This window comes from Ruegeria sp. CDSA021 (assembly GCF_059612325.1).
Genome location: NZ_JBXWQJ010000011.1, coordinates 71739 through 95278, shown reverse-complemented (window position 1 = coordinate 95278; position 23540 = coordinate 71739). Strand labels below are relative to the sequence as shown.

At 56.8% G+C, this 23540-nt stretch carries 22 protein-coding genes and 1 riboswitch; of the genes, 12 read left to right on the top strand and 10 right to left on the bottom strand.

Annotated features, from left to right (window positions below; genetic code table 11):
* The 3 genes from AC2FLD_RS15325 to AC2FLD_RS15315 are packed head-to-tail and all read left to right on the top strand — an operon-like array spanning position 1 to position 2615.
* Complete coding sequence (locus AC2FLD_RS15325) at positions 1-1230, top strand: class I SAM-dependent RNA methyltransferase (RefSeq protein WP_496670195.1); 1230 nt, start codon at positions 1-3, stop codon at positions 1228-1230.
* A gap of 21 nt (positions 1231-1251) precedes the next feature.
* Positions 1252-2037, top strand: a complete 786-nt coding sequence (locus AC2FLD_RS15320) for an ion transporter (protein WP_496670194.1) — start codon at positions 1252-1254, stop codon at positions 2035-2037.
* 59 nt (positions 2038-2096) lie between these two features.
* The gene (locus AC2FLD_RS15315) at positions 2097-2615 is read left to right on the top strand and encodes a L,D-transpeptidase family protein (RefSeq protein ID WP_050604613.1); all 519 of its coding nucleotides are present in this window, start codon (positions 2097-2099) and stop codon (positions 2613-2615) included.
* Here the strand turns inward: AC2FLD_RS15315 and AC2FLD_RS15310 are convergent.
* From AC2FLD_RS15310 to cysQ, 7 genes are all read right to left on the bottom strand, one after another.
* Positions 2599-4050: a nodulation protein NodH gene (locus AC2FLD_RS15310; protein ID WP_496670193.1), complete on the bottom strand. Its 1452-nt coding sequence runs from the start codon at positions 4048-4050 to the stop codon at positions 2599-2601. The two genes, AC2FLD_RS15315 and AC2FLD_RS15310, sit on opposite strands and share 17 nt — an antisense overlap.
* Before the next feature lie 6 nt (positions 4051-4056).
* Positions 4057-5757 (bottom strand): DUF5927 domain-containing protein, encoded by a 1701-nt coding sequence (locus AC2FLD_RS15305; protein ID WP_496670192.1) that lies wholly within the window; start codon positions 5755-5757, stop codon positions 4057-4059.
* Complete coding sequence (locus tag AC2FLD_RS15300; protein WP_496670283.1) at positions 5754-6740, bottom strand: glycosyltransferase family 2 protein; 987 nt, start codon at positions 6738-6740, stop codon at positions 5754-5756. The genes AC2FLD_RS15305 and AC2FLD_RS15300 overlap by 4 nt, the downstream gene beginning before the upstream one ends.
* 179 nt (positions 6741-6919) lie before the next feature.
* Positions 6920-7969: a glycosyltransferase family 2 protein gene (locus tag AC2FLD_RS15295; protein WP_496670191.1), complete on the bottom strand. Its 1050-nt coding sequence runs from the start codon at positions 7967-7969 to the stop codon at positions 6920-6922.
* Positions 7970-7976: 7 nt separating this feature from the next.
* Positions 7977-8960: a UDP-glucose 4-epimerase GalE gene (gene galE, locus AC2FLD_RS15290; protein WP_496670190.1), complete on the bottom strand. Its 984-nt coding sequence runs from the start codon at positions 8958-8960 to the stop codon at positions 7977-7979.
* Positions 8961-9031: 71 nt separating this feature from the next.
* Complete coding sequence (locus AC2FLD_RS15285) at positions 9032-9832, bottom strand: 3-deoxy-manno-octulosonate cytidylyltransferase (RefSeq protein WP_496670189.1); 801 nt, start codon at positions 9830-9832, stop codon at positions 9032-9034.
* Entirely contained in the window at positions 9832-10629 is a 798-nt protein-coding gene (gene cysQ / locus AC2FLD_RS15280) for a 3'(2'),5'-bisphosphate nucleotidase CysQ (protein ID WP_496670188.1), read from the bottom strand. Before cysQ ends, AC2FLD_RS15285 begins: the two co-directional genes overlap by 1 nt.
* 121 nt (positions 10630-10750) lie before the next feature.
* Here cysQ and AC2FLD_RS15275 point away from each other — a divergent pair, with 121 nt between their 5' ends.
* Positions 10751-11575 (top strand): ABC transporter permease, encoded by an 825-nt coding sequence (locus AC2FLD_RS15275; RefSeq protein WP_496670187.1) that lies wholly within the window; start codon positions 10751-10753, stop codon positions 11573-11575.
* Here the strand turns inward: AC2FLD_RS15275 and AC2FLD_RS15270 are convergent.
* Entirely contained in the window at positions 11572-12174 is a 603-nt protein-coding gene (locus AC2FLD_RS15270; RefSeq protein WP_496670186.1) for an alpha-ketoglutarate-dependent dioxygenase AlkB family protein, read from the bottom strand. The two genes, AC2FLD_RS15275 and AC2FLD_RS15270, sit on opposite strands and share 4 nt — an antisense overlap.
* Positions 12175-12386: 212 nt before the next feature.
* Between AC2FLD_RS15270 and dnaK the strand changes: the two genes are divergently transcribed.
* Complete coding sequence (dnaK, locus tag AC2FLD_RS15265) at positions 12387-14294, top strand: molecular chaperone DnaK (protein ID WP_050604605.1); 1908 nt, start codon at positions 12387-12389, stop codon at positions 14292-14294.
* 74 nt (positions 14295-14368) lie between these two features.
* The gene (gene dnaJ, locus AC2FLD_RS15260; protein ID WP_496670185.1) at positions 14369-15517 is read left to right on the top strand and encodes a molecular chaperone DnaJ; all 1149 of its coding nucleotides are present in this window, start codon (positions 14369-14371) and stop codon (positions 15515-15517) included.
* A gap of 88 nt (positions 15518-15605) precedes the next feature.
* Here dnaJ and AC2FLD_RS15255 read toward each other — a convergent pair whose 3' ends face one another.
* A complete protein-coding gene (locus AC2FLD_RS15255) occupies positions 15606-16910 on the bottom strand; it encodes an NAD(P)/FAD-dependent oxidoreductase (RefSeq protein ID WP_496670184.1) in 1305 nt (434 codons plus the stop codon).
* A 48-nt stretch (positions 16911-16958) separates the two neighbouring features.
* Complete coding sequence (locus AC2FLD_RS15250; RefSeq protein WP_496670183.1) at positions 16959-17747, bottom strand: IclR family transcriptional regulator; 789 nt, start codon at positions 17745-17747, stop codon at positions 16959-16961.
* Between the two features lie 298 nt (positions 17748-18045).
* Here AC2FLD_RS15250 and AC2FLD_RS15245 point away from each other — a divergent pair, with 298 nt between their 5' ends.
* The 6 genes from AC2FLD_RS15245 to thiS all read left to right on the top strand — a co-directional run bounded on the left by AC2FLD_RS15245 (position 18046) and on the right by thiS (position 23538).
* A complete protein-coding gene (locus tag AC2FLD_RS15245; protein ID WP_050604696.1) occupies positions 18046-19047 on the top strand; it encodes a taurine ABC transporter substrate-binding protein in 1002 nt (333 codons plus the stop codon).
* Between the two features lie 103 nt (positions 19048-19150).
* A complete protein-coding gene (locus tag AC2FLD_RS15240) occupies positions 19151-19957 on the top strand; it encodes a taurine ABC transporter ATP-binding protein (RefSeq protein ID WP_050604601.1) in 807 nt (268 codons plus the stop codon).
* Positions 19954-21222, top strand: coding sequence for an ABC transporter permease subunit (locus tag AC2FLD_RS15235; protein ID WP_050604600.1), 1269 nt, complete (start codon positions 19954-19956; stop codon positions 21220-21222). Before AC2FLD_RS15240 ends, AC2FLD_RS15235 begins: the two co-directional genes overlap by 4 nt.
* Before the next feature lie 209 nt (positions 21223-21431).
* A riboswitch (TPP riboswitch) is annotated at positions 21432-21538 on the top strand.
* A 44-nt stretch (positions 21539-21582) separates the two neighbouring features.
* Positions 21583-22386 (top strand): bifunctional hydroxymethylpyrimidine kinase/phosphomethylpyrimidine kinase, encoded by an 804-nt coding sequence (thiD, locus tag AC2FLD_RS15230; RefSeq protein WP_496670182.1) that lies wholly within the window; start codon positions 21583-21585, stop codon positions 22384-22386.
* A complete protein-coding gene (locus AC2FLD_RS15225) occupies positions 22383-23360 on the top strand; it encodes an FAD-dependent oxidoreductase (RefSeq protein ID WP_496670181.1) in 978 nt (325 codons plus the stop codon). The genes thiD and AC2FLD_RS15225 overlap by 4 nt, the downstream gene beginning before the upstream one ends.
* A complete protein-coding gene (gene thiS, locus AC2FLD_RS15220; RefSeq protein WP_496670180.1) occupies positions 23344-23538 on the top strand; it encodes a sulfur carrier protein ThiS in 195 nt (64 codons plus the stop codon). Before AC2FLD_RS15225 ends, thiS begins: the two co-directional genes overlap by 17 nt.
* Positions 23539-23540 lie beyond the last annotated feature (2 nt).

The following is a 23540-nucleotide window of genomic DNA, read 5'->3' as shown; positions in this document are numbered from 1 at the left end:
ATGACGCAGCAATTCACAATCACACGGCTTGGCCATCAGGGCGACGGCATTGCCGATGGTCCCGTCTATGTACCGCGCACGCTTCCCGGCGAAGTCGTTAGTGGTACTCTGACAGGCCAAGTGCTGACCGACATACGGGTGGAAACGCCGTCTGAAGACCGGGTCAAAGCCCGGTGCCGCCATTACAAAGCCTGCGGAGGATGTCAGTTACAGCACGCGTCTGACGCCTTTGTTGCTGATTGGAAGCTTGAAATCGTTCGCAACGCCTTGGCGGCGCAGGGTCTGGATGCGCCCATGCGCCCGATACACACGTCCCCCGAACAGTCGCGTCGACGCGCAACGATTGCGGTAAGGCGTACGAAAAAGGGCACATTGGCCGGATTTCATGGTCGCGCCTCGGACACGATCACGGAAATCCCCGACTGCCGGTTGTTGGACCCGGCGCTGATCTCGGCCATTCCAGTGGCAGAGGCGCTGGCCGTTCTGGGTGGAAGCCGTAAGGGCGTATTGGCCGTCACGCTCACATTGTCCGAAGGTGGGCTGGACGTCGCCGTCAAAGGTGGCAAACCCTTGGACGGGCCGCTGGAACTGGCACTGGCTCAAGCGACCGAGAAGCACGGTTTGGCGCGGTTGAGCTGGGATGATGAAGTGATCGCCATGCGGCAGGCGCCGCTTCAGTGCTTTGGAACAGTTGAAGTCACGCCGCCGCCCGGTGCGTTCTTGCAGGCGACGAAGGACGGAGAACAGGCTCTATTACAAGCAGTTTTGGAGGCAACTGAAGGTGCCAAGCGCGTCGTCGACCTGTTTGCGGGTAGCGGTACATTTTCGCTTCCTCTGGCCCAAGCCGCCGAAGTTCATGCGGTGGAAGGCGAGGCTGCCATGGTTCAGGCGCTGGATCACGGTTGGCGCAAGACGCAGGGCCTGAAACGCGTGACAACCGAGGCCCGGGACCTGTTCCGCCGTCCGTTGATGCCCGACGAGCTAAAGACATTTGACGCGATCGTGTTGGATCCGCCTCGTGCCGGGGCCGACGCACAGGTGGAGGAACTTGCTCAAGCCAAGCGCCCTGCCATTGCGTATGTCTCGTGCAACCCAGTGACATTTGCGCGGGATGCGAAAAACCTTGTTAACGCAGGCTACACCCTTGAATGGGTACAGGTCGTTGACCAATTTCGGTGGTCGTCACATACGGAACTTGCAGCGCGGTTTGTCCAGAACACCGCATCTTGATCAGACAGGAGATTGCGACACATGGGTGTCAAACAGCGCTTGCTGAACATTGTCGAAGCGCCCGTGTTTGGGCGGTTTATAACGGCCGTCATCATCTTCAATGCGATCCTTCTGGGAATGGAGACGTCGCCGACCCTGATGGAAATAGCTGGTCCAGTGATTGTGGCGCTGGACAAGCTGTGTCTTGCGATCTTCGTGGCCGAAATCACGATGAAGCTGATCGCCACCGGGCGCAGATTTTTCACGAATGGCTGGAATATCTTTGATTTCCTGATCGTGGGGATCGCCCTAATCCCCAGCGCCGGAGGCTTGTCCGTGCTGCGTGCCCTTCGGATTCTGCGGGTATTGCGCGTGATTTCCGTGGCGCCCCGCCTGCGTCGCGTGGTCGAAGGATTTATTTCGGCCCTGCCGGGGATGGCCAGTGTCTTCCTGCTGATGGCGATCCTGTTCTATATTGGCGCCGTAATCTCGACCAAACTGTTCTCAGGCTCGTTTCCGACTTGGTTCGGTGATCTGGGCCTGTCGGCTTATACCTTGTTCCAGATCATGACGTTGGAAAGCTGGTCCATGGGCATTGTCCGCCCTGTAATGGAGGTTTTTCCCTACGCATGGCTATTCTTTGTGCCTTTTATCATGGTCACGACCTTTGCCGTGGTGAACCTGTTGGTGGGTCTGATCGTGAACTCGATGCAGGATGCCCACCATGCCGAGGATGAAGTCAAGACCGACGCCTATCGCGACGAAGTGCTGGAACGGCTGGCAAGCATCGAGCGCCGCCTGACCGAGCAGAAGAACAGCAAAAAGTGATTTCCGTTTCTTGATGTTTTTGGCATATTAGTTCCAAAAAACAGAGCAGGCAGTGAAACATGGATCGTCGAGCATTCGGATTGGGAGCTATGGCAACGCTGAGCCTTTCGGCTTGTGCCTCAGCCAGCCCAAGATTTCTTAGTTATAATGGGCCCGAGGTGACCTCGTTGGTGGTCAACAAGGGTGCCCGCAAACTCTATCTGCTGCATCATGGGCAGATTTTGCGAGAATATGATGTGGATTTGGGATTTGCACCACAAGGTACAAAGATCAAAAAAGGGGATGGTCGCACGCCCGAGGGCAGCTATCTGATCGACCGCAGGAATCCTCGCAGCCGCTATCATCTGTCGCTGGGCATTTCTTACCCCAACTCTCAGGATGTCGCTCAAGCCAAGGCAGAAGGGGTTAACCCGGGCGGAGATATTTTCATCCACGGCCAGCCGAATCTTCGGTCAGAACTCAAGCGCGCGCGGAAAACACCGGATTGGACGGCAGGATGCATCGCGGTCAAGAATGACGAGATCGAGGAGATTTATTCGATGGTCAACAAAGGTACGCTGATCACTTTGCGTCCCTAGGCGGCACTGGCGCCCAGGCAGCAAATCCAAACACTTCGTAGTCGCGCTGGTAGGCCTCTGCTGCCAGCGCCTCAAGTTTCGCGTCATAGATCTGGTCCAACGTAAACGGCACGTCGGGCGCGCATGGGCCAGGCGCAGGTGGGTGCGAATGCCCAATCTCATGCGCCAGTGCAGGAAGTGCCGCCGCCATCTCTTCTTCTCGCAGGATCAGGTCAGGCATTAGGAAACTGGCAATACCGTCCAACACCCGCGATTGGCTGCACCACGTCCCGTCGACGCGGATTGGCGTTTGACCATTGAGGTTGAGGCGCAGGAAGCTCAGGAAGGCCGAAAACGCGTCCCGGTGTTGCTCGATGGAATAATTGTTATCCCGCACTTGCCCCGGAATCGGTATTTTGAGCCGGTTACGCAGATAGTTGCGCACCATTTTATAGCTGCCCGGCCCTGTGCTCAGGATGTGCTGGCAAAAGGCCGTATGTGCTCGTGCCAACGGGTGGCGCAGGACGGTGAATTTTCGATGGCCGGGGTAATCCTTTAACCAGGCGCGGATTTGTTTGCGATTCCGATCGGTGATCAGGTCGCCAACCACGCAGCCATCCAGATCGGCCAGCCATTGGCCGATGACAGGCTCTAAACCGCTACGAATAGGTAGAAACATCAGGGCGGACTTTGGCGCTGCGATGTATTGCGGTACAGCGGCCCCGCGCTGCGGTTCGAAGCCATATGAACGATGTAACCCAAACTGATCGATATCTGCCAAAGCGCGCGTCATGTCGTCAGGATTGGTGACCTTTGACACGGCTGGCGCCGGGTTTTGCGGCTTCAGCGTGTCATCCAGCTTGGTCAAACGCGCGTCGACCCCCAGCCATGTAGCCAAACCGTTTAGGACGTCCAGCTCGGTCAGGTCGTCATAGGTGACGAAAAAAGCGGTTTGGCCAGTCTTTTGCAGATGCTGCCGAAGCATGTGCTGGTGGTCTTGGACCTGATCCAGATAATCCGAAAACTCCTGTGCATCAAAGTCAACCACAGCATCGACACGCCGTTTGACGTTCTTCAGCAGCCATTGCTGCGTGGCCCGCGCGATTTTTAACGACAGGTAACTGTCCAGCGGGTTGCGTGTCAGGATGATCTTGGCGCAGCGAGGGTCATTCAATACTGGCTTTAGAACCCGCGGGTCGTGTTCTACGAAATATCGGAATCCGTTGATGTCACCGGGGGCAGAGCGAATGGCTTTCAGCAATTTCAACGGGTCCGCATCCCGGTCTTCCAGAGACAGGCCCAGCAGGCTATCTGATTTCAGATTGCCCGCAAAATGCGGGTTGAACGCTTCGCCATGGCAGGTCACGCCGTCCAGCGCATTCAGATTTGCTTCCAGCAGGTTCGACCCTGTGCGCATGGCCGCCAATACAACGAAATAATCAAAGTTGGCTGACATGGGCCGTCACTGCACCAGATAAGGTTTGCGGAATGGTTTTGTCTGAGGGCCAAACACATCATCCACGGGGAAGTCCCCCATGAGGTATGGGTGCATACCCTGATTCTTGAGGTTTTGTAGGAACTTACCGAAACCAGACAAATCACCCATAGTGGGCACTTCGGTCAGATGGCTGGTCTGATTCACTCCGATTTCGTCAAGGATGGACTGCAAGGGATCCATCGGCGATTCAATGAAATCCGCCAACGTCCAGTTGCGCACTCTTGCCTTGGTCCAGACCGAGGTCAAAACCTCAAGCTGCTTGGTTTCGATCTGCTGCAGCCGTGCCGCTTCGCATCGGATATCCGAGAAGTTGAGATTCGAGCGGAACAGCGGAATCGCCCACGCTCCGGTGATGACCGAGATCTGGGCGTTCTTGTCGCGCGCCAGAAACCAGTTGATCTCTTGCGTGTCTCTTGGGCCGAACTGAAAACACTGTCGTTCCCCCCGCGTATTCCAGACCAAGTTCGACAGGAAAGCTGTGGGATTATAATCCCGCAACGATGCAGAATCGCTGAGAGCCCCGTTGGTTATGGGTTCGCCCTGCGCAAACTCGGCGTGTTGGGGTTCGAACAAGTGCCCGTGGACCCTTGTGCCCGTGATGGTTGCCAGCCAGGATTCAAAATCGTCAAACAGCTCGGAAAAGCCCTGAAAGACGGAATAGGGCGAAGATGTCAGGCCATTTTCGCTACCGTGACGTGGGAAGCGACTTTGCATATAAAGCCCGTCGCGCCCGCGTGTCCGCCGTTCGACCGCTTTCGAGAAGATGCGATCTATCTTACCCGGATTGGGTTCGGCCGGTTTCATGGCGCCGCTCTGGTCGGTCAGGAATGCCTGATACAAACGTTCGGCCTGAGGCCAGATCTTGCGCGCTACAAAGCAGTCCGAGCGTCGTAGCAATTGCAGGTGGTCGTCGTAAAAAATGTGAGGGCGGCCCTGATAGTCGAACTTGGACAGGGTCAGGGAACGGCTTTCGATATGTGTGGAGTATTGCCGAGAAAGTGTTTGGAAATAGCTTTCGTCGGGTATCCAAACATGGCGGAAATACTTGTCGTACTGTTTGCGCTTGGGATCTTGAAGAATGGCAGACAGCGTTTGGCGGGTCAGGCACCACCATTGGCTACCCATATGAGGTACCAATCCGTCGGGGATATTCCTGCGGTATCCCAACGCTCGCTGAATCCTGACATAGGTGTCAAACAGCTTGCGTTGTTTTCGCCACGAAAACGGGAAGCGCAGGGTAAAGCGTTCATGGTCCAGCCCGCCAATGGTCCAGTTGACGTCCGATGTCGTCGCGCTTTCGATGAAGTCCACGCGGGGCCGGTCGGCCAGGTATGCTATCAATTCCTGAACCGGGCGCAGCGGTAAGCACGCCCCCGAGGACAAAAACACGTGCCGCACCTCAGGGAATTGTTCCAACATCATCTCGGATGCGCTTTGCGAGGCAGCAACAATGCCCCACCCGCCCCAATCGCACCTGTGACGTTCGGAAAAAACGATGCTGGGATCATTCGAGCAGGAGGCGACAAAGCGTGTGTATAGACCATCGGGTACTTTGCGATCTACGTGGATCACGACCGGGCATCCTGCAGCCGTCCAGTGGCGCGCGACCTGCTCGGCCCGATCCAGTGATGTATGGACCAGCATGACGATGCCCAGACCGCTCATGCCCAATTCCCCTTGGACATCAGGCCCAGAATCTCAAGCTGCCGCCAATTGATGTACGCCTCGGACCATTCGCACCAGAAAACGGGTTTGTCCTCAAGCCGGGCAGCATAGGCTTTGTATTCATCCGACCCGCGATAATGCTGACCGCGCTTCAGTTCCTCGCGCGCCTTGTCGCCAAGGGTGTTTATCAATTTGGCGTGAAGCAGTGACCCGCTGGCCTTTTCCCCACCCCATTCGTCATACACCTGGTTCAGCCCCCGCGGCAAAAGCGAATGGGTCGAGCTGATATAGACATAGCGCCGATCCCATTTCACCAACGGAATCTTGTTCAACGCTGGAGCCTTGGAGGGGTTTTCGCGGAAAAACACTCGCGCCCTTGGGCCGCCCTGAATCCACAGGTTCTTATAATCCGGGTTTTTGGTGATCATGTAATTCCCGGGATCGAACCAACGCGCGATTTCGAACGGATCCTGCCCCTCGTGGTAGGGTTCCGCATCCACCGGGCCTTCGGGGTACATGTCGATCAGCATGGTTCCAAAGCTGCGCACGGCGCTGCCATCCAGCCAATCCGTCAACGCACGGATCGGACGGGTATCACAAAATGGATAGATGAAGAACTCATCCGGGTCGACGGTCAGAACCCAATGCCCGTGCGCGTATTTGCGCAGAATGTAGTTTGACCAGTCCAGACCATAGCCCGCGCGTTTGTAACTGGTGGTCGTCCGCCAGACTGACACGTCGACCTGTTCTTTCAGGAACTCGAAGCTTCCGTCATCGCTGTTGTTGTCGATGAACAAAAAGTGGTTGATGCCCAGTTTGCGGTAATATTTCAAAAAGAATGGCAGGCGGATTTTTTCGTTTCGGATAACACTCATCAACAAGATGTCGTCGCTGCGGATTGCTGATGTATTGTTACTGGCAGGTTTGAGCTCACGTCTTCGTCTGAGGCAACGCAGAATACGGCGCTTGCGCCGCAGTCTCATCTTGTAGGACTCAAACAGGCTCACGTGACTGCCCAACCCTTTTTATAACGCGAGCTTTCCCCGACCCCGTCATGACCGCTGGCACGACAAAGCATTATCGGTTTATGGCACCTATGCATCTTCTGAGGCAACTTCTTTAAATTCTGGAAAGGGTAAACGGGCCGTTGATTGTCGTGTTTTCATGACAGCACCCAATCCCCGCCTGTCATCAGCCCCATTTGCTGCAACTGTGTCCAACCAGCGTATCGCACCGATTGTGGGGTCCACATGTCCGGTTTATTAATTATCCCGTCATAGTACGCCCCGAATTGGTTCGGGTCGTGAAAATGCTGGTGTCGTTGCTTTTCGGATTTGGATTTTTCGACAATCTCCGGCAGGAACTTCGTGTGCAGCAAAACCCCCGAAGGGGCCGAGCCGTCCGGTCCGTCATAAGTTGCGTTCAGGTGACGCGGCAGGGCGGAATGGCAAGAGTTTACATAGGCATACCGCCGCGACCAGCGCATAAGCGGGATCTTGTTCAGCGTGGGGGATCGTTGCCGCGTCTGGGCGAAGAACATGCGTTCCCTTGCGCCGCCTTGAACCCACAGATTGCCCATCGGGCTTTGTCGCTCTGCGCGATGTGGCCCTGCGTCGAACCAACATAACAACTCCGTCGGGTCGGTATTGGAGTCATAGGCCTCATGGCCCAGCGGACCTTTGGGGTAGAGGTCCAGCATCAACGCGCCAAAACCAACCCGCCCTTGCTGGTCCAGCCAATGCGTCAGGTCCTGTAGGGGGTAGGTATCGCACTGTGAATAGACCAGCAGTTCATCCGCATCGACCATCAGGCACCAGTGATTGTGCCCATACCGCATCTGAAGCCAGGTTAGCCAATCCAGGCCAAATCGTGATCCCCGATAGCTGGAATAGGTTTGCCAGACAGACACATCCGGTTGGTCCAACAAATATTCTGCCGAGCCGTCATCGCTGCCGTTATCCACGAAAAGGAAATGACCTACGCCCAACTGGCGGTAGTGGTGAAAGAGCCAGGGCAGGCGAGTGATCTCGTTGCGCAATGTTGTAAAGCACAGCACTCCACCAGCGCGGATCTCGCCTGTCTGATCTTTCAGGCAGGTCAATTGGTGCCGACTGCGCAAGGACCGCCACAGCAGCCGTCGACGTTTCCAGCGCAGCTGATACTTTTGCCGCCAACTGATCCGGGGCAGGTTATGCACTGTGCCGGAGGTCACTGGTGACTCATTTCTCGTAATGCCCGTTCTGATGCCAGCGCCAGGCATCCGCGATCATCGTCTCTAACGTTGATCTTTTGGGCGACCATCCAAGTTCGGTTTCAGCACGTACAGAACCTGAGACCAGCTTTGTGCAATCCCCGGCGCGACGCGGTCCGATAGAATACGGTACCGGTCGATTGGTGACGGATTTGGATTGTTCGATGACCTCAAGCACGGAAAATCCGGATCCGGTACCCAGATTGAAGACGCGACTTTCCTTGCCCTGTTCCAACCAGTCCAGCCCCAGAACATGCGCGTCCACCAGATCGCAGACGTGTACATAGTCGCGGATACATGTTCCGTCGGGGGTGTCGTAGTCGGTGCCAAAGACGGTCAAACCATCCCGTTTGCCATCAATCGCGTCCAGCATCAGAGGGATCAGGTGAGTCTCGGGGCGGTGAAATTCACCCACTTCCCCCTCGGGATCCGCCCCGGCAACGTTGAAATAGCGGAAAATGACATTGCGCAGGCCATGGGCCGCTTCGAAATCCTTCAGGATGTCTTCGATTGCGCGCTTTGAGGCGCCATATGCATTCAACGGAAGCTGCGCGGTGGATTCATCCAGAACCACGTTGTCATGCTCGCCGTAGGTGGCGCATGTGGATGAAAACACAAAGTCCAGACACCCGGCTGCGACTGCAGCTTCGATCAAGTTCAGTGAACCCGTAACATTGTTTGACCAGTACACTCCGGGCTGGCGCATCGCGTCACCCACCTGGCTTAGGGCAGCAAAATGAATCACCGCCGCTGGTTGGTGTTTGGCAAACACCTCGTCAAGACGCGCCCGGTCCAGCAGGTCGCCCTGTTCAAAAGGGCCGTATTTCACTGCATCCTGCCAGCCCGTGACCAGATTGTCATACGTCACCGGAACATAACCCGCCTTCGCCAGCGCCTTACAGGCGTGCGAGCCAATATACCCGGCACCACCGGTCACAAGGATAGTTGTCATGATGCGCCCTTTGGAGCCGAGTTACCTTTACATAAGATATGGGGACCGCCGGATGTCATGGGGAAAATCGGTTACTCCAGCCCCATCGCCGCCATCATCTCTTCGATCTTTGGCACGTCCTGCGGGTTGTTCAATTCCCAGAACTGGCGGCCCTTGGCCGCGACCTCGACGCACAGAACCTTGCGCCCGTTTTCCATGAACCGAAGCTGTTCCAGACCCTCCAGCTGCTCCAGCGGGCCGGTGGGCCAGCCTGGATATGCGGCAAGCGCATCGGGTCGGTAAGCATATACGCCCACGTGATGAAACACCGGGGTCGGTTCGCCGCCTGCATAAGTCTCGGACGTAAAAGGCACGACCTCTTTCGAGAAATACATCGCGCTGTGGTCGCGCCCGAACACTGCAGTTGTACCGCCAACGCGCCCATTTTTGCGATCGTTCAGCAGACTGTTCAGCGCGTCCCCGTCGCAGCGCAGCACGGGCGTGGCAACACCGGCATCTGGCGCGGCGCGCAGGCCGGCGATCAGGTCTTCGACAAACCAGCGTGGCGTCAGCGGCGCGTCGCCTTGCAGGTTGACCACGATGTCATGACCACCACCCAGAACTTCATGCGCTTCGGCGCAGCGTTCGGTGCCGTTCTGGCAGCTTTCCGAGGTCATGACCACTTCGGCCCCAAACCCTTCCGAGACCTCGCGGATACGATCGTCATCCGTTGCAACGACCACCCGGTCTACACCCGAAACAGACTTGGCCGCGCGCCAGGACCGTTCGATCAGCGTCATTGCAGCACCTGTGGCACCCGATAGCGGCACCAGTGGTTTGCCCGGATAACGGGTCGAGGCATAGCGGGCAGGGATGGCGATCAGAACAGACATCAGGCTTCCTTCAGTTCAACACCCGGAGCGTAAGCGATAAAAAACGGGTTGGCATAGCCTTCTTTGCCATAAGCCAGCGGCGAGTGGTCGTCAAAACGCACCACCTTTCCGCCCGCCCCGGCAAGCACCGCATGGCCTGCCGCCGTATCCCATTCCATCGTGCGCCCAACGCGGGGATAAATGTCCGCCTCACCCGTAGCCACCAGGCAGAACTTGAGCGAGGACCCCGCGCTTTTGCTGTCTTTCACCTGATACTTGTTGATGTAGTCCTCGGTGGCCTGATCCCGATGGGATTTCGAAGCCACAACAAAAAGCGCCGAATTGTCCGGTTTAGAGACTGATATTCCGGTCAAAGTCCCGGGCGTTGCCTTGTCAAACGCCCCTGTTTCCTCGACTGACTGACCATCCGATTGCGTATAGAACATGCGCCCGCGTGCTGGTGCATAGACCACGCCCCGGGTCGGTACTCCGTTCTCGACCAGCGCGATGTTGACGGTGAAGTCGCCGCGACGGTTGATGAATTCCTTGGTGCCGTCCAACGGATCAACAATCAGGAAGGTATCACCTTTTTCCGAATGCGAGGCGGCCTGTTCTTCAGTGACCAGAAGGATATCCGGGAAGGCTGCGCGCAACCCGGCGGAAATCAAAGCGTCAGCAGCCTCGTCCGCTTCGGTCACAGGGCTAGAGTCGGATTTGACTTTGACGTCGAAATCATCCGCCTCATAGATCTCCATGATCTTGTCGCCCGCCTCCAGGGCCAGCCGCCGAATGACGGGAATAAGCGCGTCGTAGGTCACAAAAATGCTCCGTTCCTGTGGTTTGTTGATCCAAACTCATCACCGACTTATGATGCGGCGGTTACGGAACGGCAAGATATTCGTGGCAGATTAAAGGCGACGCGGCAGGAAAGACCTTCGAGTGTATTACTTCAAGCGCAATCAATCACTGCTGGGCGGCGCCTTTACAACGGCTGAGCTGGTGTTCCACGCTTCGGTGCGAAATGTGCGTGCGCAACATCCCAATGCGGTGATGGCCATCCTGATCAACGTTATGCAACTGGTGGTTATGGGCACTACGTTTTACCTGCTTATGACTTTGATGGGTCGAGGCGGTGTTCCCAAGATCAGAGGCGAATTTCTACTCTACGTCCTGTCGGGAGTTTTTCCTTTCATGATGCATATCCAATCCATCGGCGCGATTTCAGGGGTCGGGACGGCGAATAATCCAATGATGCTGCATTCGCCGATGAACGTGATGGTCACGATCCTGTCGTCAGCATTCAGTACGCTGTACAAGCAATTGCTGGCCATGTTCATCATCCTTTTTTTCTACAGCGTCGCAATCGCACCGATTGAGATTCAGGATCCTGGCGGTGCTTTTGCAATGATTTTGCTGGCCTGGTTTACCGGGTGTGCTGTGGGATTGGTGTTTATGGCACTGAAACCGTGGTTTCCGACAACGGTCGGAATGCTCACCAATATCTATCGTCGTCTGAACATGGTGTTTTCCGGCAAAATGTTTGTTGCTAATACACTGGGTGGCGGGTTGCTGATGATGTTTGCGTGGAATCCGCTATTTCATATCATCGACCAATGTCGCGGTTTCATTTTCCAGAATTATTTCCCGCGCAATTCCAGCTGGGAATACGCGCTCTGGGTTGGGATTGCCTTGTTGATGATCGGCCTGATGGGTGAGTTCTTTACACGCCAGCACGTTTCACAAAGCTGGAACGCCCGCCGTTAACGCGCGACCCGCAATGTAAGGTTGATCCGTCCGCCTTTGGGCAGCAGCCGAGAAGATCCGAACCTGATCCGATCTACCCCGTGATACGCCAACCGCGCTGGTCCACCCATGACCACCACATCACCCGAGCCTAGCCAGATTGACTCGGTCTTGCCGCCACGGGTCGTGTTGCCAATGCGGAACAGGGCGTCGTCGCCCAGAGAAACTGACAAAACGGGCCAGGAAAAATCGGCCTCGTCTTTGTCCTGATGAAGCCCCATCTTTGCGCCTTCACCATAGTAATTGATTAAACAGCAATCCGGTTCACGTTCGGCGCTGACCAAATCACGCCAGATATCCAGAATACTTTTGGGAATGCCGGGCCAGATGCCGCCCTTGGGATGCTGATCCTGATAGCGATAGCCCGCCTTGTCAGTCACCCAACCCAAGGCCCCGGCTGAGGTCATCCGCACCGACATCTCTTTGCCCGAGGGCGTAACGGGGCGAAACAGGGGCGCGGCTTTCAGAATCGGTCGCAAATCAGCGATGACCTGCGTCTGAGCGGCAGGATCCAGATAGGCTTTTCTGATATCGAACCCCCGCAAAACCAGCCGCGCCATTCCGGAAACCCCAATCCTTTCCAAATCCTTGCCAAAAAAGGCCACAGATTCCCGAAAACCTGCCTTTTACGGTGCTTGCAGGCCCTTGGTCTCGCCCTTATATACGCCGGGACGCGCGATGGTAGTGCTGTCGCGCACAACAGATCGGGGACAGGATGCCGAAACGGGTCCGGTCCTCGGGACATCGCCTTGAAGAGAAAGGGATTGCAAAAATGGGAAAAGTAATCGGGATTGACCTCGGTACCACAAACTCTTGTGTGGCCATCATGGACGGCTCACAGCCGAAGGTCATCGAAAACGCCGAAGGGGCGCGGACGACGCCCTCGATCGTCGCCTTCACCGAAGATGAGCGTCTGGTCGGTCAGCCTGCAAAACGTCAGGCGGTCACCAACCCCGACAACACGATCTTTGGCGTCAAGCGTCTGATCGGTCGTCGCGTGGACGATGCCGAAGTCGAAAAAGACAAGAAAATGGTGCCGTACGCCATCGTCAATGGCGGCAATGGCGACGCATGGGTGGAAGCCCGTGGTGAAAAGTACTCCCCAAGCCAGATCTCGGCCTTCACTCTGGGTAAGATGAAGGAAACCGCCGAAAGCTATTTGGGTGAGGAAGTCACGCAAGCCGTTATCACCGTTCCGGCCTACTTCAACGACGCTCAGCGTCAGGCCACCAAAGACGCAGGCAAGATCGCCGGTCTGGAAGTGCTACGGATCATCAACGAACCGACAGCGGCTGCTCTGGCCTATGGTCTGGACAAGGAAGAAACCCAAACCATCGCGGTCTATGACCTTGGTGGCGGCACGTTCGACGTGACCATCCTGGAAATCGACGACGGCCTGTTCGAGGTCAAATCGACCAACGGTGACACCTTCCTGGGTGGTGAAGACTTTGACATGCGCATCGTCAACTACCTGGCAGATGAGTTCAAAAAGGAACACGGTGTCGATCTGTCTGCCGACAAGATGGCCCTGCAGCGTCTGAAAGAAGCCGCTGAGAAAGCCAAGATCGAACTGTCTTCAACCTCGCAGACCGAAATCAATCAGCCGTTCATCTCGATGGGCTCGAACGGTCAGCCGCTGCACATGGTCATGAAACTGACCCGTGCCAAGCTGGAATCGCTGGTTGGCGACCTGATCAAGAAGTCGATGAAGCCTTGCCAGGCCGCTCTGAAAGACGCCGGTCTGTCGGCTGCCGACATTGATGAGGTTGTTCTGGTCGGTGGTATGACCCGAATGCCGAAAGTGATCGAAGAGGTTACCAAGTTCTTTGGCAAGGAACCACACAAGGGTGTGAACCCGGACGAAGTGGTTGCAATGGGCGCCGCCATTCAGGCTGGTGTTCTGCAGGGCGACGTCAAAGACGTGGTTCTGCTGGACGTGACCCCGCTCAGCTTGGGTATCGAAACCCTGGGTGGCGTGTTCACCCGTCTGATCGACCGCAACACCACGATCCCGACCAAGAAGTCTCAGGTCTTCTCGACCGCCGAGGACAACCAGAACGCGGTGACCATCCGCTGTTTCCAAGGTGAACGCGAAATGGCTGCGGACAACAAGATCCTGGGTCAGTTTAACCTTGAAGATATCCCGCCCGCGCCACGCGGCATGCCTCAGATCGAGGTGACTTTTGACATCGACGCCAACGGCATTGTCTCGGTTTCGGCCAAGGACAAAGGCACAGGCAAAGAGCAGAAGATCACCATCCAGGCATCTGGCGGTCTGTCCGACGAGGATATCGACAAGATGGTCAAGGACGCCGAAGAGAACGCGGAAGCCGACAAGGAACGCCGCGAGCTGATCGAGGCGAAGAACCAGGCGGAAAGCCTCATCCACTCGACCGAAAAGTCGATGGAAGAGCATGCCGACAAAGTCGATCCGACCACTATCGAAGCCATCGAGCTGGCGATCGCCGCACTGAAGGACGAGCTGGAAACCGAGAATGCCGACAAGATCAAGTCGGGTATCCAGAACGTCACCGAAGCAGCCATGAAGCTGGGCGAAGCCATCTATAAGGCGCAAGCCGAAGAAGGCGAAGATGAGCCTGCGGCTGCAGATGCAGCACCAGCGGACGATGACATTGTCGACGCCGAGTTCGAAGATCTGGACGACGACAAGCGTAAGTAACGGGTAACCGGGCCAGTTTGGGCCGGTCCGGATGCCGGGCCGGCCTATTTACGTTGAGGCAGAAGGAAATACTGATGTCAAAGCGCGACTATTACGAAGTGCTGGGTGTGGCCAAGGGCGCTTCGGCGGATGAGATCAAGAAAGGTTTTCGCACGAAAGCCAAAGCGCTGCATCCTGACCGCAACAAGGACAACCCGGATGCCGAAGCGCAGTTCAAGGAAGCCAATGAGGCCTACGACGTGCTGCGCGATGCCGAAAAAAAGGCAGCTTATGATCGCTTTGGCCATGCCGCATTTGAAAACGGCATGGGAGGCGGTGGTCGTCCCGGTGGTGGCTTTGGCGGACAAGGCGACTTCTCGAGCGCGTTCTCGGACGTTTTCGACGATCTTTTCGGCGATTTCATGGGCGGTCAACGCGGTGGCGGCGGTCGTCGCGCCGCGCGAGGTTCGGACCTTCGCTATAACCTGCGCGTGACGCTGGAAGAGGCGTTCTCGGGTCTGCAGAAAACCATTAACGTACCCACGGCCGTGGCCTGTTCATCATGCGACGGGACCGGGGCTGAAGGTGGTGTTGAGCCCACAACCTGTCCCACCTGTTCCGGCATGGGCAAAGTACGGGCGCAGCAGGGTTTTTTCACCGTTGAACGCACTTGCCCGACCTGTTCAGGGCTGGGTCAGATCATCAAGAACCCCTGCAATTCCTGCCAGGGATCAGGCCGTGTCGAAAAAGATCGCGCCTTGTCGGTCAACATCCCTGCTGGAGTCGAAACCGGAACGCGTATTCGTCTGGCGGGCGAGGGTGAGGCCGGAATGCGTGGCGGCCCTCCGGGAGACCTCTACATTTTCGTCGAAGTATCCGAGCACAAACTGTTCGAGCGCGACAGCGTGAACCTCTACTGCCGCGTGCCGGTCAGCATGGCCAAGGCGGCGCTGGGCGGATCGATCGAGGTTCCGACCATCGATGGCGGGCGCGGTCGCGTTCAGATACCAGCCGGAAGCCAGTCGGGTCGGCAAATGCGCTTGCGCAGCAAAGGCATGCCTGCGCTACGCGGTGGTGGCGTTGGCGACATGTTCATCGAACTGGCAGTGGAAACTCCGGTCAACCTGACCAGTCGTCAGAAAGAGTTGCTTCGCGAGTTTGACGATCTGGGTGAAGACAACCACCCGGAATCCAAGAGCTTTTTCTCTTCTGTCAAATCCTTTTGGGACGGAATGAAAAGCTAAGATTGAGGCGGCATTTGTCGCCTCTTTTTCGCTCTGGCCTTCTTAAAAAACACCCAAGCCTCATGGCGTGGATTCATTAAAATCGGCGCTATCGGGTTTCCAGCCAGTCCATCAGGCGCATCGACCAGATTGCCGAACCTAAACCTGCAACCTTGAATGAGCGATAAGGCATGGCTCGCACGGGGGTCGTTGGAAACGTCAGAGACCCTGGATCAGCCCCCAATGCACGCTCGGCCAGTACCCGACCCATGACATGTGACATTGCAACGCCACGCCCGTTATAGCCTAGCCCGACTAGAAGACCCGGCTGCGGTTCATGCAGGTGAGGCAGGTGATCGTCGGTGATCGCAATACGCCCTCCCCAGCGATGGGACCAGTTGGCACCTTTCAACTGAGGGAAAACGCGTTCGGCGTCCCGTTGAAGCCAGTCGAAACCGCCCAAATTGCCCGCGCGATCCACGCGACCCAACCCACCGTAGACCAATCGATTGTCTGGCTCGCGCCGCGCATACATGATGATACGTCGGCTGTCCGAGATTGTGTGCCCCCGCGGCAGGATCGAAGCGACGATATCTTCTGGCAAAGGGTCTGTTGCGATTTGGATCGGTGTCAGGGGCAGGATGCTGTTGGGCAGTTTCGGCACCAGTGGTCCAGTATAGCCATTGGTTGCAACGATCACCGTGTCGGACGTGACCGAACCCTGATCTGTGCGCAGTTGCCACTTCCCGCCGACCCTGTTCATCGAGGTAACAGCGCTGTTACCAAAAATCGAAACGCCGCGCTGTTGGGCGGCGCCTGCCACGCCGCGCGCCAGCATCATCGGTTGCACCGCACCGCCGCGCGGGGTCACGACACCACTGGAATAGGCGTTTGTGCCCGAAGTGATTCTCAGATCGTCGCCGCGTAGAACCTCCATTCCTGCGCCAAAGTCGTTCCAGGCTTTCACATCAGCCTCGGCCTTACGCAAAGCTCGATCATTGTGCAGCACCCGCAACCAACCTTTTTGTCGCGCCTGACACGGGATCTGATAGGTGTCGATCAGTGAAAACAACTCATCTGCCGAGTTTAACGAGGTCTCGGTCAAACGCTCGAAGTAAGTCTGCCCCAGCATTCGGCGCAGATCCTCGGGCGAGTTAAAGGGCAGCATCGGATTGACCTGCCCGCCAGTGCGCCCGGAAGCGCCCCAGCCCACATCACCGGCATCAAGCACAACAACAGACGTGCCTGCTTCGGCCAAGGCAAGCGCCGCGCGCAGACCGGTGAAACCCGCGCCCAGAATGGCCACATCCGTGTGTAGATCGCCGGACAACTCTGGGCTCTCGGGTTTCTGTAGCGCAGTGGCGGCCCAAAGCGAGTTTGGTCGTGTGGCTATGGGCGGCGGCGTTGCGAGCATAAGACTCTCGTATATCGGAACTGTCATTCCAATTTTCGATAGAATTGCTCAGGTCGTCAAGTCGAAGTTTTCCGGGGCCTCGCCTCCGATCCGGGCGCAGATCTCAGCGGCGGTTTGCTTCAGCATGCCGAGATGGGCAAGCAATTCCTCAGGCGTGTATTCTGCCGTAAATGTCCAGGCAGAAAGGCAGGCAGCCACCTTGCCTTGTTCATTCCAAATCGGGGCGGACATGCCCATGACCTGTAGGAATTCCTCTTTTACTACAATTGCATAGCTCTGGTTCCGAACGACATCCAGATCCGCTTCAAGCTCTGGCAGGCTGGTCCGGGTGAACTCGGTGAACTTTTCCAATCCGGTTGAGTCGAGCACGGAACGGCGTTGATTCTCGGACATAAAGGCAAGAAAAACCTTACCCGCAGCGGTGCAGTGCAGCGGGGCATGATCGCCCGGGCGTGCGGCATACCGTACGGCAACGTGGTTAGACGTCCGCAAGTAAAGAATGGTATCCCCATCCAGCACAGACAACGCGATGTTCATACCGGTCGCTTCGCTCAGACGGTCTACAGGTTCGGCCACAACTTGCTGAAGATCGGGATGGCGGAACCCGGCACGCGCCCAATCCTGAAACCGCGAACCGGGTTTGTAGGTTCTGCCAGTTCTTTCATATTCGACCAGCCCTTCGCTTTGCAGAACGGCCAAGACACGGTGGCACGAGCTTTTGACGAAACCGGTCTGTGTGACAATGTCCGAAAACACCATTGGCCTTTTGGCATGGGTCAGGACATCCATGATCTTAGCGCACTTTGCGACGATAGAGCTGTCTGTTGGTCTCGCCATGCCTGCCCCCATAACTATTACATTGCAGAACTACGACGAAATTATACTCGTTTCAAGTCTTTGTGTGACCGTTCTTGCAGGGTTGAACAATAAACAGTTGACGGAGAGAATATGCACTCTCTAATGTTTCAATTCTGAAAAGCTGTTCTGCAGAACGATAGAGTATAGGGCTTCAAGATAGGCGGCGTGCAACAACAAAAAACAGGCGGCACTGTACCGCAAGATGCACCCAACGCTCCCTCTACAGTAATACGGCGGCTTACGCTGAAAACAAAAAATGACCCAACCGGAGGATACTATGAAGAAAACATTCGCCACTCTCGCAGCGACCAGTGTGCTTGCGCTGACAAGCCATGCGGTGCTTGCGCAGGATCTGGAAGAATTAACTGTCGCATACTTCCTGGAATGGCCCCTTCCCATGTTGGAAGCCAAAGCCAACGGAACCTATGACGAGGCGCTTGGCCTCAAAGTAAACTGGGTAAGCTTTGAAACCGGCACGGCGATGAGCGCGGCCATGGCCTCGGGCGACGTGCAGATCGCGGTCAGCCAAGGTATCCCGCCATTTGTTGTTGCTGCATCAGCAGGTCAGGCGATTCAGGTGGTCGATGTCGCTGTGACGTATTCTGAGAACGACAACTGTGTTGTGTCGGAAGCGCTGGAGATTGACAAGGAAAATGCCAGCGAACTGGCAGGCAAAAAGGTCGCTGTGCCACTGGGCACCGCCGCGCATTATGGGTTCCTGCGCCAGATGGATCATTTCGGCATCGACCTGGCCGGCCTTGAAGTTGTCGACATGGCCCCGCCTGAAGGCGCTGCTGCATTAAGCCAGGGCGCGGTTGATTTCGCCTGTGGATATGGCGGCGGTCTGTCCCGGATGAAAGAACACGGCAACGTGTTGCTGACCGGCGCAGAAAAAGAAGAGCTGGGTATTCTGGTGTTCGACGTAACCTCGGCTCCAGAAAGCTTTATCTCGGAAAACCCGGAACTGGTCGCACAGTTCTTGCAAGTGACAGCAGATGCAAATGAGCGCTGGAACTCGGGTGCTGGTGGTGACGCTATGCTTGAGGTCGTTGCCAAAGAATCCGGTATGGACCTTGAAGGTGCGCGCGCCGCGATCGGGACGATGGGCTTCCCCAGCATGGATGATCAGCTGTCGTCGAAATGGCTGGGCGGCAACGTGCAGACCTTCATGAAAGGCGTGGCCGATGTGTTTGTCGAGGCCGGCAGCATCGACGGTGCGCTGGACAGCTATGACAACTCGGTCAACACCGAGCCGATGACGATTGCCGACGGCAAGTAACAAGGTCCGGCGTGGCGCAATTCCATGCGCCCGCCTATCTTTCCCCCGGCAATCGGGCGTGCTGCCTGCGTGTGGCGGCGCCCTCATCTATAGAGAGAGGGATATGACAGGTTTATCCATCGAAAAAATCTCCATGCGTTTTGACTTGCCCAACGGAACGGCGGTGCAGGCGTTGAAAGACGTCACGTTGCATCTGAACGAAGGCGAGTTGCTAAGCGTGCTGGGCCCCTCGGGTTGCGGCAAGACCACATTGCTGAACATTGTCGCGGGTTTTCTGGCCCCGACCGAAGGGCAGATCGTGTTGAACGGCCACACGGTCACCGGCCCTGATGCCGAACGCGGTATGGTGTTTCAGAAGGGCGCCTTGTTCGAATGGATGAGCGTGCGGGACAACGTAAGCTTTGGTCCTCGAATGAAGGGCCAGAAGGAAGCGCAATACGCTGCCGAGGTCGACCATCTGCTCGAGGTCGTGGGCCTTCAGGACTTCAAGGAAAAGGCGATCTACGAATTGTCTGGCGGGATGCAGCAGCGCGTGGCGCTGGCGCGGTGTCTGGCCAATGACCCGGATGTCATCCTGATGGACGAACCGCTGGGCGCGCTGGATGCGCTGACCCGTGAAAAAATGCAGTCTCTGGTTTTGAAACTGTGGAAAGAGACTGGCAAGACCATCATCCTGATCACCCACTCAGTGGAAGAAGCGCTGCTGCTGGGCGAGCGTTTGCTGGTGATGGCCCCCAGACCGGGGCGCATTCACAAGGAATATCGTCTGCCCTTTGCGGATATGGGTGTCGACCAGGACCTGCGAGAAGTTAAAAAACACCCTGAATTTGCCATCAACCGCGAAGAGATCCTGGGCATGATCTGGGACATGGAAGAAGAAATCATGGGTCGGACGGAGGCAGCGCAATGATTCCCATTCTGATCTATATCGCGATTTTTATCGGTGCCTTCTTCGTGGTCAAACTGGTGACAGCCGGCACAGACCGCCATGATTTCACGTCTCTTAAAACGGTTACTTTTGGCGATGAAAGCGCCGTTGTCTCGGATCGTAAGGCGTCAATTATCTCGATCGTCGCCATCATCGTGCTTTGGGGTGCGTTCACCGGGTCGGTCTTGTTGCCGTCCTTCTTGCACGCGCCCGGGCCTTACGTCGGAGAGGACTCGTTCACTTACACGGTTGAAACGGCAGATGGGCAGACCGATGACGCCACAGTGACGGTGATCGTGCACCCTGCGGATGCACCGGTGGACGAACCCGAAGTCGCGCCCGGCGATGGCTTTGCCAAGGACGACGTGGTCGTGGTGCAGGCCTATCGCAGCAAATTGGCCCGTCTTGACCGAAATGATGAGATCGGTCGCGACGAAGGGGCCAAGATTGTTGCCGTGAATGGCCAGCCGATTCAGCCGGGTGGTGTTGTGAACACCGATTTCGGCCGTGTGGTCATGTCGCAGCGTGGCACGCTCAACATTGACCCGGACAAAGGCTGGCAGATGGAGCCGATCTGGCTGCCAGCACCGGAAAACGTTTTCGAACGGTTGGGCGAAATTGCCAGCGAAGGCTTCCGGAACTTCACCCTTTGGGAGCATCTGGGCTATTCGCTGTTCCGCGTGATCGTGGGCTTCCTGTTGGGATCGCTTGTGGGCATTCCCTTGGGCTATGCCATGGGTCTGTCCAACTGGTTCCGTGGGTGGTTCGACCCGATCGTCGAATTCATGCGCCCGGTTCCGCCATTGGCTCTGATCCCGCTGGTGATTATCTGGGCGGGGATCGGTGAGGGTGGCAAGATCATCCTGCTGTTCCTGGCGGCGCTCTGGATCATGGCGATCGCAGCCCGTTCTGGTGTGTCCGGCGTGAACATCTCGAAGGTACACGCGGCGTATTCCCTTGGGGCGTCAAAGTGGCAGGTGATGCGCCATGTGATCATCCCCAATTCGTTGCCAGAAATCTTCACCGGTGCGCGGGTTGCCATGGGCGTGTGCTGGGGTACGGTTGTGGCTGCTGAACTGGTCGCCGCTGAAAAAGGGGCCGGCATGATGATCATGGTTGCCTCGAAATTCCAGAACACCGACATCGTGATTATGGGCATCATCCTGATCGGTGTCATAGGGTTCGGTATCGACATGCTGATGCGCTGGGCTGAACGTGTTCTGGTACCTTGGAAAGGTAAAAGCTGATCGACTTGCACCAGACGTCAACACGCGTCTAATTTCATCAATACAGATCATGAGGCGCGGTTTCCCGGTCGGGGTGCCGCGCTTCTTTCGTTTTCGTGCCTGCGGTTCGGGTATTCAGACCATAAATCCTGCCCAGCGATATAGCCAGTTTGCTGACCAATAATGTCCAATTGGCTCTTGCGTTCGGCGTCAGTGGCTGAGATTGTCCGCTTCAACCGTTGGGGTGCCCTTTCTGAAGGGCTGAGAGGCGCGGCTGCGCTAACCCATCGAACCTGATCCGGGCAATTCCGGCGTAGGGAACGGTCTTATGAATACAGACAGTTTTCCTGCATCGTTGCCCTAAGAAGATGGAGCGACGACATGGCTGCAATTGCCTTGACCATAGCGGGATCTGACAGCGGCGGCGGCGCCGGGATACAGGCCGATCTGAAGGCCATGTCAGCGCTTGGTGTCTTTGGCGCAAGCGTGATCACGGTCGTCACAGCACAGAACACGCAGGCCGTCACAGCGGTGCACGGCATTCCTTTGGATGTGATCGAGGCGCAAATTTATGCGGTGCTCAGCGATTTGGATGTCAAAGCCGTCAAGGTCGGTATGCTGGCGACACCAGAGATCATTCAAACAGTTGCCAACGGGTTGGCTGATTTTCAGGGACCCGTTGTTTTGGACCCGGTAATGATCGCCAAGTCAGGTGACGCCTTGCTGGCGCAAGAAGCAATTCAGACATTGCGCGATGTGTTGTTGCCTATGGCGGCGGTTTTGACGCCAAATCTGCCCGAAGCCGCCCGCCTGTTGGATGCACAAGAGGCTGAAACTCCGGATGAGATGGCCGCGCAGGGGCAGGCCCTTTGCGCTTTGGGTGCGCGCGCGGTGTTGATGAAAGGCGGCCACGGCGCAGGCGAGGTGTGTCATGATCTGCTGATCGATCCGACGGGTATCGTGGCAGAGTTTCGGGCCCCGCGCCGGAATACCAAAAACACGCATGGCACGGGTTGTACTTTGTCATCCTCGATCACGGCGGGTTTGGCCAAGGGTCTGCCTTTGAAGGATGCGTCTGCGCAAGCGCATGAATATTTGCAAGGCGCCATTACGCGGGCGGATGAGTTAAACGTGGGTTCCGGGCATGGTCCGGTTCATCATTTCCATCAGGTCTGGCCCAAGTGACGCTTTGGTCTGTCATAGGAGCCGGGGTTGCCGGTCTGGCCGTCGCCAGCGAACTGATATCGCGCGGCGCGAAGGTGCAGGTGTTTGATCCCGGCGGCTTGCCCGGCCCCCATGGTTGTTCATGGTGGGCCGGGGGAATGCTGGCCCCCTGGTGCGAATACGAAAACGCTGAAGAGCCGGTGCTGAGACTGGGTCAGCAGGCCATCGGTTGGTGGGCCAGCCGCACAAAGGTGCAGCGGCGCGGTACTCTGGTTGTCGCCAATGCCCGAGACCTTTCAGACTTGCGCAGGTTCGCGCGCCGGACTGAAGCGTTTACAGATGTAGATCGGGCAAAAATTACCGAATTAGAGCCTGATCTTCATGGATTTGGGAAGGGTCTGTTCTTTGATCGGGAAGCCCATCTTGATCCCCGTCAGGCATTGCAGGACCTGTACCGGGGGTTGAAAGAGCAAGGGGTGGAGTTCCACCGAAAACTGGCCCCTGCGCAGCTTGAGAATGCAATCGACTGTCGCGGTCTGCACGCACGCGAATACCTTCATGATTTGCGGGGCGTGAAGGGTGAAATGTTGGTTGTGCGCTGCCCCGACGTGACACTGACGCGTCCTGTGCGTCTATTGCACCCCCGGATGCCGCTTTACGTCGTGCCGCGGGGCGATGGTGTCTACATGCTAGGCGCGACCATGATCGAAAGCGAAGACAGCAGTCGCATCACGGCCCGGTCCATGCTGGAATTGCTCAGCGCGGCCTATGCCCTGAACCCGGCCTTTGGTGAGGCTGAAGTATTGGAAATCGGCGTCGATCTGCGCCCTGCCTTTCCCGACAATTTGCCCCGCATCCGTCGCTTGGGCCGGACAATCTATGCCAATGGACTCTATCGGCACGGCTACCTTCTGGCCCCAGCGTTGGCGCAGGGCGTGGCGGATCTGGCGCTGGACAACACACATACGGAGATGGTCGATGAAGATCGTGCTTAACGGCGAGACGCGCGACGTGCGCGCCCAAAATTTGGCCGAGCTGCTGGACGAATGCGGGTTCACAGGCCGTTTCGCTACTGCAGTGAACGAAGACTTCGTGCCGTCCAGCCTGCGCATTGCGCACAAACTGACCAACGGCGACCGGGTCGAAGTCGTTGCGCCGATGCAGGGGGGGTGAGG

Bases quoted from the DNA above. Each gene is read 5' to 3' on its own strand.
- AC2FLD_RS15310 (WP_496670193.1), bottom strand. From the start codon at position 4,050: ATGTCAGCCAACTTTGATTATTTCGTTGTATTGGCGGCCATGCGCACA.
- AC2FLD_RS15235 (WP_050604600.1), top strand. From the start codon at position 19,954: ATGATTCCCATTCTGATCTATATCGCGATTTTTATCGGTGCCTTCTTC.
- thiD (WP_496670182.1), top strand. From the start codon at position 21,583: ATGGCTGCAATTGCCTTGACCATAGCGGGATCTGACAGCGGCGGCGGC.
- AC2FLD_RS15315 (WP_050604613.1), top strand. From the start codon at position 2,097: ATGGATCGTCGAGCATTCGGATTGGGAGCTATGGCAACGCTGAGCCTT.
- AC2FLD_RS15305 (WP_496670192.1), bottom strand. From the start codon at position 5,757: ATGAGCGGTCTGGGCATCGTCATGCTGGTCCATACATCACTGGATCGG.
- AC2FLD_RS15250 (WP_496670183.1), bottom strand. From the start codon at position 17,747: ATGGCGAGACCAACAGACAGCTCTATCGTCGCAAAGTGCGCTAAGATC.
- AC2FLD_RS15300 (WP_496670283.1), bottom strand. From the start codon at position 6,740: ATGAGACTGCGGCGCAAGCGCCGTATTCTGCGTTGCCTCAGACGAAGA.
- AC2FLD_RS15240 (WP_050604601.1), top strand. From the start codon at position 19,151: ATGACAGGTTTATCCATCGAAAAAATCTCCATGCGTTTTGACTTGCCC.
- dnaJ (WP_496670185.1), top strand. From the start codon at position 14,369: ATGTCAAAGCGCGACTATTACGAAGTGCTGGGTGTGGCCAAGGGCGCT.
- AC2FLD_RS15270 (WP_496670186.1), bottom strand. From the start codon at position 12,174: ATGGCGCGGCTGGTTTTGCGGGGGTTCGATATCAGAAAAGCCTATCTG.
- dnaK (WP_050604605.1), top strand. From the start codon at position 12,387: ATGGGAAAAGTAATCGGGATTGACCTCGGTACCACAAACTCTTGTGTG.
- AC2FLD_RS15245 (WP_050604696.1), top strand. From the start codon at position 18,046: ATGAAGAAAACATTCGCCACTCTCGCAGCGACCAGTGTGCTTGCGCTG.
- AC2FLD_RS15320 (WP_496670194.1), top strand. From the start codon at position 1,252: ATGGGTGTCAAACAGCGCTTGCTGAACATTGTCGAAGCGCCCGTGTTT.
- AC2FLD_RS15285 (WP_496670189.1), bottom strand. From the start codon at position 9,832: ATGTCTGTTCTGATCGCCATCCCTGCCCGCTATGCCTCGACCCGTTAT.
- galE (WP_496670190.1), bottom strand. From the start codon at position 8,960: ATGACAACTATCCTTGTGACCGGTGGTGCCGGGTATATTGGCTCGCAC.
- AC2FLD_RS15255 (WP_496670184.1), bottom strand. From the start codon at position 16,910: ATGCTCGCAACGCCGCCGCCCATAGCCACACGACCAAACTCGCTTTGG.
- AC2FLD_RS15325 (WP_496670195.1), top strand. From the start codon at position 1: ATGACGCAGCAATTCACAATCACACGGCTTGGCCATCAGGGCGACGGC.
- thiS (WP_496670180.1), top strand. From the start codon at position 23,344: ATGAAGATCGTGCTTAACGGCGAGACGCGCGACGTGCGCGCCCAAAAT.